A 10,901-nucleotide genomic window follows, 5' to 3' on the forward strand; every position below is an offset into this window, starting at 1 on the left:
CTGGTGACGAACGCGCCCGCGGCGGAGACGAGCACCGGGCTCAGCGCCAACGAACGCACCTCGGGAAGCTCCTCGGCGATCTTCCCGACCCGCAGCACCAGGTCTTCCAGCGCGCCGAGCCGGACCGGCTCGGCGCCGCCGTAGCCCTCCAACAGCGGCGCCGCGCGCGGCGCGCGCACCAGGGACGCCGCATCGGTCGTGGACACCGGCACGACGCGGTAGGCGCGGTCGCCGAGCAGTTCGGTGGCGATACCGGACAGGCCGAACGACAGCAGCGAGCCGAACGACGGGTCGTCGACGATCTCCAGCACACAGGACAGCCCTCTCGGCGACATCCGCTGGACGTACACCTCGGCCGACCCGGTGATGTCGGCCAGTTCGCGGCAGGCGCGGACGACCGCGGCGGGCGCGCCGAGGTCGAGCCGAACCCCCACCAGATCCGTGCGATGCCGCCAGCGCTCGCCGACCGCCTTGACCACGACCGGGTAGCCCAGCTCGTCCGCGGCGGCGACCGCGGCCTCCACCCCGCTGACCCGCCGGAAGGGCGTGACCTCGATGCCGTAGCAGGCCAGCAGGTCCAGGACGTCGTCGTCGCCGAGCGCATACTGCGTACCGGCTCCCAGCCGCGCCACCAGCTCCCGCGCCCGCTCGCTGTCGGTGCCCTCCGGGGTCACGAACTCCCCCACCGGCTCGGCCCGCCATCGCGCGTACCGGATCACCCTGCTCAGCGCGGCCACCGCGCGCTCAGGGCTGGGGTAGCTGGGAACCGAACCCGGGCCCGGGTTGCCGTCCGGGCGCGGCACGGCCAGCTCCCCCGGCACCCCCTCGACGGCCAGGAACGTGCTCACCACCGGCTTGGCCGAGCCCGCGACGACCTCACGCAGCGCACGCGCGTACGCGGTGCCCGGCGTGGCGACCGGTGGGACGAACACCGCGACCAACGCATCGGTTCCCTCCGCCGCGAGCGCCTCGGCCACCGCCGCCGCGAACTCCTCCGGGCTGGCGGAGGCGCCGACGTCCACGGGCTCGCCGGCGAGCTCGAGACCCTCGTCGAGCAGCCCATCGGTGACCAGGACACCCAGCGCCGTCGAGTTCCCCACGACCGCGACCCTCGGCCCGGCCGGCAACGGCTGGTAGGCCAGCAGCAGCGCGGTGTCGAACAGCTGGGCCACCGAGCCGACCCGGATCACCCCGGACTGCTCGAAGAGGGCCTCCACGCTGGCGTCGTCGATCGGCACGGCGGTGGCCCGCCGACGCCGCGGATCGGTGTGCCGCCCGCTCTTCACCGCCACGATCGGTTTGGTCCGGGCCAGCCGCCGCGCCAGCCTGCCGAACTTGCGCGGGTTGCCGAACGTCTCCAGATACAGCAGCACGACATCGGTGCCCGGATCGGTCTGCCAGTACTGGAGCAGGTCGTTGCCCGACAGGTCGGCACGGTTGCCGGCCGAGACGAACGTCGACAGGCCGAGCCCCCGCTTGGTGGCCGTCGCCAGCAGCGCGATCCCCAGCGCTCCCGACTGGGAGAAGAACCCGACCCGGCCCGCGCACGGCAGGAACGGGGCGAGCGTGGCGTTGAGCCGCACGTCGGGGGCCGTGTTGGCCACCCCGAGGGCGTTGGGCCCGACCACCCGCATCCCGTGCGCCCTGGCGGCCTCGACCATCCGGCGCTCCGCCGTCGACCCGTCGGAACCGGCGTCGGCGAACCCGGAGCTGATCACGATGAGTGCCTTGACCCCCTTGGCCAAACAGGAGTCCATGACCTCGTCGATCCCCGCGGCGGGCACCGCGACGACAGCGAGATCGACCTCGTCGGGGATGTCGGTGACCGAGGCGTAGGCCCGCACCCCACGCACCGACCGGGCCCGGCTGCCACCGGAGTTGACCGGGTACACCGCGCCGCTGAAGTTGCCGCGCAACAGGTTCTGGAAGATCGCGTGACCGATCTTGGACGGGTCGGTGGATGCGCCGATCACCGCGACCGAGCGCGGATGCAGCAGGTTGTGCACGCTGCGTGCTTCGGCGGCCTGTTCCCGGGAATCCCGGACGGCCAGCGAGCGCTCGGTGGGGTCGATGTCGAACTCCAGGTGCAGCACCCCCTCGGCGAACTCCCGGCTGACCTGGTAGCCCGCCTCCCGGAACACGCGCACCATCTGGTGGTTCTCCATCAGGACCTCGGCCTCGAAACGGCGCAGCCCGTTCTCCCTGGCCGCCGCCGCGAGGTGCTCGAGCAGGATCGAGCCGAGCCCGCGGCCCTGGTGGTCGTCGCGGACCACGAACGCCACCTCGGCCGATCGGGGCTTGCCGCCGTCGGCCGCGTCGCCGCTCAGCCCCTCGTAGCGGCCCACCGCAATGATCTCGTCGCCGAGCAGTCCGATGAAGGCCACCCGGTTGCGGTGGTCGACATGGGTGAAGCGCTTGAGATCGCGCGGCGGGATCCGTGGATAGGGGCCGAAGTAGCGCAGATAGCGGGTGCGGTCGGACAGCCGCGCGTGGAAGTCCACGAGCGCGTCGGCATCGCTGGGCAGGATCGGCCGCAGGTGCACGATTCCGCCGTCCGAGGCGACGACGTCGGCCGCCCAGTGCCGCGGGTAGTTCGGTTCGGCCATGGCGGTCTGCTCGGCCCCGGTGTCCGGGCCGCTCGGAGCCGCCGGTTCGCTCGCCGCGGCACGGCCGGTCGGAGCCGGGTTCGGGGCGGAGGGCGGCTGCATGCTCAGACTCCGTTTCGGACTGGTGGTGCTGGCCGGCAGATGCTGGTCGCGGTCGGCGAGTCAGTCCCGCGGGTCGTCGGGGTCGAGGCCGTGCAGCGGGAGCACCGCACGCCGGACGTCGATGATCGCCGTGTCGACTCGGTCCGGGGTGTCGCCCCAGGGCGCGAACGTGGGGTCCTTCCCGTCGGTCATGCCGGCGGGCAACGGCTGACGCGTGAGGGTCGCGGCATGCGCCATCCAGCCCGGCGGCACCGCTCGCTCGGGCTTGACATCGCGGTCGAGCACGGTGGCGAGCAGATGGGCCCACGACCGCGGCACCACCCTGAACAGCGCGTAGCCCCCGCCGCCGAGCACGAGCCATTTCCCGCCCGCGGTGGTCTCGGCCAACTCCCGGAGCCTGCCGTAGATCGTTCGCTGCCCATCGACGGACAGCTCCAGGTTGGCCAGCGGGTCCTCGGCGTGGGTGTCGGCCCCGCACTGGGTGACGAGCACCTGCGGGCGGAAGGCCTCCAGTACCGAGGGGACCACCGCGTTGAACGCGCGGAGCCAGCCGGCATCCCCGGTTCCCGGCGGGAGCGCCACGTTGACCGAGTAGCCGGCCCCGTCGCCGCTGCCGTACTCGGCAGGCCAGCCGGTACCCGGCCACAGGGTCAGCGGATGCTGGTGCAGAGAGATCGTCATGACCCGCGGGTCGTCGTAGAACGCCGCCTGCACGCCGTCGCCGTGATGAACGTCGACATCGACGTACGCGACCCGCTCGTAGCCGTGCTCCAGCAACCAGGCGATCGCGATCGCACAGTCGTTGTAGACGCAGAAACCCGCGGCCCGGTCGCGCATCGCGTGGTGCAGGCCACCGGCGATGTTCACCGCCCGGTCGACCCGGCCCTCGGCGATCAGCTGCGCGGCGAGCAGGGAGCCGCCCGCGATCAGCGCACTGGCCTCATGCATGTCGAAGAAGATCGGGTTGTCCTCGGTCCCGAGGCCGTGGCCCACCCCGAACGGCACCTCCGGCGCCGATCTCACCGCCGTCAGGTAGGACGCGGTGTGCACCCGCATCAGCTCCTCGTCGCGGGCGGTCTCGGGCGCGAGGGTGGTGATGCCCTCCAGCACCCCGAGCTCGGCGGCCAGACGCATCGTCAGGTCGAGCCGCACCGGGTTGAGCGGGTGATCATCGGAGAGCTGGTAGGTCAGGAAGTCCGGGGTCCAGACCACGGCCGCACGGGGGGTCATGACAGCTGACGGTAAGGGATCCGTCGCCGGTCGGCCCATTCCGTTCGCCGGCGAGTTCGGTGCGGTGCCCTCACGGCAGGCTCCCCGTCGCGACCGGACGGTCCGGGTCGGCGCTCCACTGCGACCACGATCCCACGTACAGCGCGGCCGGTCGATCCGCTGGGGCCAGGCCCGCGTGCTCGAGCGCGAGCACCAGCGCCGCCGCGTTGACCCCGGATCCACAGTAGGCACCGACCGCCGCGGCGCCGTCCACGCCGAACGCGGCGAACCGCGTGGCCAGTGCCTCGGGCGCGAGCCAGCGTCCGTCCGGGCCGACATTGTCCGTGGCCGGAGCGTTGCGGGCACCGGGGATGTGTCCGGCGCGCGGATCGACCGGCTCGGTTTCGCCGCGGTAGCGCGCCGCGGCGCGGGCGTCCAGCAGAACACCGGTGTGCGCCAGCTCGGCCGCGGCGTCGGCGTCGAGCACCGGCATCGCGCCGGGGCGAACCACGACGTCGCCGGGTGCGGGAACGGCAGGCTCGGTGGACATCGGATGCCCCTCGGCCACCCACGCGGCGATGCCGCCGTCGAGGATCGCCGTCCGCTCGGCGGCGTGCCCGGCCCAGCGCAGCAGCCACCAGGCCCGGGCCGCCACAGCTCCGTCGCCGTCGTCGTAGGCCACGACCGTCGAGTCCGCCCGCACCCCGGCACCGCGCAGGACCGTCTGCAGCCGCTCCGGTGCGGGCAGCGGATGGCGGCCCCCGGACCCGGGCGGTGCGGCCAGCTCGGTGTCGAGGTCGACGTACACGGCACCCGGCACATGGCCGGCGTCGTAGTCGGTTCGCGCGGGCGGACCGCCCAGTCGCCAGCGGACGTCCAGCACCACCGTGCGCTGCCGCCGATCGCTGCCGATCAATCGTCGTGCCAGGTCAGTGGGTGTGAGCAAAGGGGACACCGGACCATCCTCCCCCGGGATGGAGACCGTGCTGCAGCCGTGACCCGGCTAGGATAGGGAAAGCTACGAAAGGGTCGGCTGTGAACGAGCTCATCGATACCACCGAGATGTATCTGCGGACCATCTACGAACTTGAGGAGGAGGGGGTCGTCCCACTGAGGGCGCGCATCGCGGAGCGACTCGGACAAAGCGGGCCGACGGTGAGCCAAACCGTCGCCCGGATGGAACGCGACGGGCTGGTCGTGGTCGCGGGTGATCGCCATCTCGAGCTCACCGAGGAGGGGCGGGCTCGCGCCGTCGCTGTCATGCGCAAGCACCGGCTCGCCGAGCGCCTGCTCACCGACGTAATCGGCCTGGAATGGGAGTACGTCCACGCCGAGGCGTGTCGCTGGGAGCATGTCATGAGCGACGCCGTGGAGCGCAAGCTCGTCCAGTTGCTCGACAACCCGACGATCTCCCCCTACGGCAACCCGATCCCCGGGCTGAGCGAGCTGTCGGTCAAGCCCGGCTCGTCCGGCGTCAAGAGCACCGCGGTGTCGGCGCCACCCGCCCTCGAGCTGGGCCTGCAGCGGCTCGACGAGTTCGCCCGCCGCGGCGGCGGCCGGGTCCAGGTCCGTCGTATCGCCGAACACGTCCAGGTCGACTCGGACCTGATGATGGAGCTCAAGAGCGCCGGGGTCGTCCCCGGCCGCGAGGTCGAGGTGCGGGCGATTCCTCGGTTCGGCGACGCCGTCCCGGTCGTCGCGGACGGTGCCGAAGCCACGGTGGCACCGCTCATCGCGCACGCTGTCCTCGTCCGCTCCCAGCCGCAGCGCGGCCAGTAGCACGCGGGGACCAGTTGTCGTCGGCGGTGCCCGGCAACGGCGACCGGTGCGGCACGTGAGAGCGTTCGTACGCTGCATCGTGTAGTCGTGACACCGCCCGTGGAGGAATCTGTGAAGCTGCTCGTCACCGGTGGAGCCGGTTACGTCGGCAGTGTGTGCGCCGCGCACCTGGTTGCGGCCGGCCACGACGTCGTCGTGCTCGATGACCTGTCCACCGGTCACCGGGATGCGGTGCCGGACGGGTGCCGGTTCGTGGAGGGTGACCTGGCCGAACTGTCCGGCGAGGTCCTCGCCGACGGTTTCGACGGCGTGCTGCACTTCGCCGCCCGCTCGCTGGTGGGCGAGTCGGTTCAGCGCCCGGAGATCTACTGGGACGGCAACGTCGTGACGTCGCTGCGGCTGCTGGAGGCCATGCGGGCGCACGGCACCCCGCGCCTGGTCTTCTCCTCCACCGCGGCCACCTACGGCGAGCCCGAGCAGGTGCCGATCCGCGAAGACGCCCCCACGCGGCCGACCAACCCGTACGGCGCCAGCAAGCTGGCCATCGACCACATGATCACCTCCTACGCCGCCGCGCACGGCCTGGCCGCGACGAGCCTGCGCTACTTCAACGTGGCGGGGGCGCACGGCCGCTACGGCGAGCGGCACGCCGTGGAGACCCACCTGATCCCCATCGTGCTGCAGGTGGCGGCGGGCCAGCGCGAGGCGGTACAGATCTACGGCGACGACTGGAACACCCCGGACGGCACCTGTATCCGCGACTACATCCACGTCGACGACCTCGCCGACGCCCACCTCCGGGCGCTGGAGCACTCCCGTCCTGGCCGGCACACGATCTACAACCTCGGCAACGGCCGGGGCTTCTCGGTGCGCGAGGTGATCGAGGCCTGCCGCGCCGTCACGGGACATCCCATCCCGGCGGCACCGGCACCGCGCCGCCCGGGCGACCCCGCGGTCCTGGTGGCCTCCAGTGAGCGGGCCAAGGCCGAGCTGGGCTGGCACCCGGTGCGGGCCGAGCTGTCCGGCATCGTCGCCGACGCCTGGCGGTTCACCCAGGACCGGCTGCCGGTCTGAGCCCGGCCCGCGATCGCCCGGCCTACTGCCGCCAGGGAGGGATGTCCCCACGGGCGGCGAGCATGGAGTCGTACCCGGGCTGGCGGAGGATGTCGTGCAGCTGCCTACGTCGTACCCCTTGGTTACCACCGTCGTACAGGGGGAAGACCATGGCGTTGCGCATCATCCGCTCCAGCGGCGCCAGGTCGCGGGTGTAGCTGGCGATTCCGATGACCTGCATGCAGTCGTAGACCGTGCTGACCGCGGTCTCCGAGCAGTACACCTTGGTCATGATCGGCAGCTCCTCGGCCAAACCGTGCGTGTGGTCGAAGTCGTGGCAGGCCTTCCAGGTCAGGTATCGGCAGGCCTCGATCCGCATCTTGATGTCCGCCAGCATGAAGCCGACATTCTGGTGCTCGATCACCGGCACGGTGCCCAGCCGCTTCTCGGTCCGGGCGAAGTCGAGGGCGTCCTCGAACGCGGCGCGCATCGTCCCGACGCAGGCCGCCCCGATCAGAGCAGCGGTCCAGCTGAACGCGCCGGAGACGATCTGCTTGCCGTGGCGGCCCGGTTCGCCGATGAGGTTGTCGAGCGGTACCCGGACCCCGTCGAAATGCACCCGCGGCGTCACGACACCCCGATTGCCGATCTTGTCGTACACCTCGGTGACGGAGATCCCGGGGGTGTCGCCGGGGACCGCGATCACCGTCAGCGACTCGTCGGCGCCTCCGGCGGGCTCGGTCCGGCACACCACCGTGTAGAGGTGGCAGCCTGTGCGGTCCCAGCCGGTGCCGTTGGTCGTGTAGTGCTTCTGCCCGGTGATGACCCACTCCTCGCCGTCGCGGCGGGCCAGTGTCTGGATCCCGCCTGCCGGATCGGGTGAATCGAAGTTCGCGCCGCCGGCAACGTCGGTGAAGGCGTAGGAGGCCAGCAGGTCTCCCTCGCTGTCCTCCGCGAACGGGCGAAGCAGGCGTTGCTTCTGCTCCGGCGTACCGTGCTGGATGATCGGCTGCAGGCCGAGCCCGGTGGCCAACAGGGTCGTCGGCACGTTGATGTCCACCCGGGTGAGCTCTTCCGCGGCGATCGCGAAATCGAGCATGGTGAATCCGGCGCCGCCGTACTCGGTCGGGATGAAGGACTTGGTGAACCCGGCCTTGGCCATCTCCCGGTAGGCCTCCCGGCCCGCGAGGAAGGACTCCCAGCCGTCCGGGGCACGGTCGATCCGCTCGGCAACGGGACGCAGCACGTTCTCTGCGAACGCCTGCGCGTTCTTCTGGAGCTCCCGCTGGCCCTCGCTCAGGGTGAAGTCAATTGCCACTGACCTGCTCCTCTCCACTGGACACGTGCAGCCCTTGCTGTCGGCTCACCGGGCACGGCATGGACATCTCTGCAGTACCCCAGGAACGGCCGGGCAACGGTGAGCGGCGAACACGGGTCGGCGCGGACTCCCTGGCGGTGTCGAGTCCTGTGCCTGCGAAGGACTCTGCTCAGATCCGGCCCATTGCGAAAGCCCCAGATCGTGACGAGGTCGGTGATGGGTGCCCGGTGTGGGATCGGGGCCGAAGCGACGGTTCGTCCGCGCGAGCGGCGGGCGGTCATGACCGCGGGCGATGGTTCGCCATCCCTCAGCGGTCAGCGCCCAACCAGCGGCGCACCTGCGCGGGCCCGAACCCCGTCGCCACCGCCTTGCCGAGCACCGCGCTGAGCCGATGCCCCGGCCACGCCTGCTGGGCGCGGGTGAGAGCCACGTTCGCCAGTGCCCCGTCGCCGCGGCCGAGCGCGGCAACGGCGAGCAGAGTCGCGGCGTCCGCGGCCTCGGGATCGGGGAGCTCCCGGGTGAGCGCGGCCCACAACTGTTCCGCGGCCGCGGCACGGTGTCCCACGCATTCGGCCAATGCGCGGTCCCGGACTGCTGGGATCTGCAGCGCCGCGGCCAACGCAACGACCACCGCATCGTCGAGTTCGAGCCGCCCCGCTTCGGCGGCTGAGAGCGCGGTGTCCACTGTCACGTGGTGCGGTGCGTCGTCCTGGTCGTCGGCGGCCGCGGTGGTGCCGAGTACCCGGTCGAGCAGAACGTCGCGTCGCCGCAACCGCTGGGTATCGGCGGGGGTGACCTGCCGCTCCAGCTCCGCGCGGTCGGCGTAGACGACGTGACCCGCCGCGACGGCCGCCGCCGCGACCGCGGTGGCCGCCGGATCGGGTATCTCCCCGGAACAGCCGCACGGGGGGTAGCACATCCATGGCGCCCCGGCAGCGGTGTCGCGCGCCCAGATCATGCCGTGCATGACGATCCCCGCCGACTCGAGCCCCTCGCTGATCGCCGCGGCGACGTCGGGCCGCGGAGCGCCCTCTCCAGCGGACCCCCCCAGCACGATCGCCACCGCACCGACCGGATGGCTCGCGCTCAGGGTCGCCGCGGCCGCCCGGCACACCGGCACGGTGTCGGTGGGCGGGGGCAGATCGACACGCAGTGTCAACCCGAGCCGCAGCCCTGAGCCGACACCGGAGCCTCCGATGCCGATGACGACCAGCGAGTCACGCGGATGGAACCCCAGCAGCACCGGCACCGCCGCGACGAGCTCACCGGGATCCCGGACCCGGGCGGTGGTCTGGGCCGGACGGCCGGGCCGGGTCGAGGGGTGGTCGGGCACTCCGATGGATGTCATGCGCGCAGCGTGCGCGGAGCGTGCGCCGACTGTCAGCACGTCGGTGTCGGGCTGTGGACAACCCGCCCGATGGGCCCGGCCGGCCGCAGCCGACCACTCTGGTGTGGACGCGGCGAGCCGGTCGGCGAAGGAATGTCACCGGCAACGGTTACGGTCGGCGGTTCGGTGGCGTGGCTTGGGGGCAGCACGTGGCCGACCTGCTTCCTGTCGGACAGACCCGGATGGCCCGTGGCGCCACGATCCGCGCCGTGTCGGACCTCGGTCGCCGAGGGCTACTGGTAGCGGAACCCCCGGGAGTCCAGCCACGGCCGCGGATCGATCTTCTGCCCACCCGAGGTGATCACCTCGATGTGCAGGTGCGGGCCGGTGGACTGGCCACGGTTGCCGACCTCGGCAATCTGCTGACCCGCCGCCACCTGCTGGCCGACGCTGACCAGCGAGCGGTTGATGTGGCCGTAGACGGTGATGGTCCCGTCGGCGTGCTGGACCCGGACCCACAGCCCGAACCCGCTGGCCGGACCTGCACTGATCACGGTGCCGGCCAGCGGGGTACGGATGGGGGTCCCGATGGGGGCGGCGATGTCCAGACCCGAGTGCATGGCGCCGCCACGCATTCCGAACCCGGAACTGACCCGACCGGCGACCACCTGCACGCCGCCGAGGGCGGCCGGCTTCACCTGCGCCGCCAGCTCGATCTGCGCGGAACCAGCGGTTCCCACCTGTGCCACGCGCGTCTGCTGGGCCTGCTGCGCGGCCTTCGCCGCTTCGGCTTCCTGTGCCACCTGGGCAGCCTGGACCGCTGCCACCGCGTTCGTCGCATTCGCGGCGGCGGCCGCCGCCTCCCGGCGCGGATCGACGGCCGCGCGCAGGCCCGCGGCCACAGCGGAGTCGGGCGCCGCGGCGGGCAGCGCCGCTAGGGCCGCCAGCTCCGCGCCGTTGACGGGGCCGTCGGCCGCGGCGGCGCCGGTGGACTGTTCGACACCGAGGCGGAGCACCTGCGCTCCCTCGGCTGTGGGAGGCGGCTCGCCGTTCGTGGGGCTGTAACCCCCAGTGGCGAGCGCACCTCCGGCGACGACGGTGGCGGCGGCGGCCACCAATCGCGGGGGGGTCATTCGGGTTGGGGACGGGGCCCGGTGCGCGCCACCAGTCCCCGCTGCCGACACGAGAGCCGGCAGCGGGGGCCCGTGGTGCGCGCGACGGCCCTTGGGGGAGCGGTGCCGTGACACGACCTTTCCTTCCGGATCTCACGGCCCGGACGGACGTCCCGTGGGGGGCGGGCGGATCAATCGGGGTTTGATCCGAGTCCGTTTCGTGACCGCGCCGTGATGCGATCCGGATATGAAGCTAGCGGCCGAATCGGCGACCACGCCCCGTTCGGCGCCTTGCTGAGACCACCGGAAGAGGCGGCGCGACGAACGGGATTGTCGGCGTGTCGCGCGCGACACGCCGACAACGGACCTGCCGTTCACCGCAAAATCACCCTGAC

General features: G+C 72.1%; 8 protein-coding genes. 2 read left to right on the forward strand and 6 right to left on the reverse strand.

Translation table 11 applies throughout. The features are described 5' to 3' along the window. The 3 genes from ACFQE5_RS12055 to ACFQE5_RS12065 form a co-directional block, all read right to left on the reverse strand. Nucleotides 1-2,606 (reverse strand): bifunctional acetate--CoA ligase family protein/GNAT family N-acetyltransferase (locus ACFQE5_RS12055; protein ID WP_379584954.1); only part of this gene is annotated, 2,606 nt, incomplete at its 3' end. Between the two features lie 162 nt (nucleotides 2,607-2,768). After that, nucleotides 2,769-3,938, reverse strand: coding sequence for an acetoin utilization protein AcuC (locus tag ACFQE5_RS12060; protein WP_379584955.1), 1,170 nt, complete (start codon nucleotides 3,936-3,938; stop codon nucleotides 2,769-2,771). Nucleotides 3,939-4,008: 70 nt separating this feature from the next. Beyond that, a complete protein-coding gene (locus ACFQE5_RS12065) occupies nucleotides 4,009-4,872 on the reverse strand; it encodes a sulfurtransferase (protein WP_379584956.1) in 864 nt (287 codons plus the stop codon). Between the two features lie 80 nt (nucleotides 4,873-4,952). On the opposite strand from ACFQE5_RS12065, the gene ACFQE5_RS12070 reads away from it, so the two are divergent. Next, nucleotides 4,953-5,696: a metal-dependent transcriptional regulator gene (locus ACFQE5_RS12070; RefSeq protein ID WP_379584957.1), complete on the forward strand. Its 744-nt coding sequence runs from the start codon at nucleotides 4,953-4,955 to the stop codon at nucleotides 5,694-5,696. A 111-nt stretch (nucleotides 5,697-5,807) separates the two neighbouring features. Next, nucleotides 5,808-6,770: a UDP-glucose 4-epimerase GalE gene (gene galE, locus ACFQE5_RS12075; RefSeq protein ID WP_379584958.1), complete on the forward strand. Its 963-nt coding sequence runs from the start codon at nucleotides 5,808-5,810 to the stop codon at nucleotides 6,768-6,770. A 22-nt stretch (nucleotides 6,771-6,792) separates the two neighbouring features. On the opposite strand, the gene ACFQE5_RS12080 is transcribed toward galE, so the two are convergent. The 3 genes from ACFQE5_RS12080 to ACFQE5_RS12090 all read right to left on the reverse strand — a co-directional run bounded on the left by ACFQE5_RS12080 (nucleotide 6,793) and on the right by ACFQE5_RS12090 (nucleotide 10,410). Continuing rightward, nucleotides 6,793-8,067 (reverse strand): acyl-CoA dehydrogenase family protein, encoded by a 1,275-nt coding sequence (locus ACFQE5_RS12080; RefSeq protein WP_379584959.1) that lies wholly within the window; start codon nucleotides 8,065-8,067, stop codon nucleotides 6,793-6,795. A 307-nt stretch (nucleotides 8,068-8,374) separates the two neighbouring features. Continuing rightward, nucleotides 8,375-9,415, reverse strand: coding sequence for a DUF4192 domain-containing protein (locus ACFQE5_RS12085; protein WP_379584960.1), 1,041 nt, complete (start codon nucleotides 9,413-9,415; stop codon nucleotides 8,375-8,377). Between the two features lie 272 nt (nucleotides 9,416-9,687). Continuing rightward, entirely contained in the window at nucleotides 9,688-10,410 is a 723-nt protein-coding gene (locus ACFQE5_RS12090; protein WP_379584961.1) for a M23 family metallopeptidase, read from the reverse strand. Nucleotides 10,411-10,901 lie beyond the last annotated feature (491 nt).

The sequence above is a fragment of the Pseudonocardia hispaniensis genome (assembly GCF_042658695.1).
Taxonomy (GTDB): domain Bacteria; phylum Actinomycetota; class Actinomycetes; order Mycobacteriales; family Pseudonocardiaceae; genus Pseudonocardia; species Pseudonocardia hispaniensis.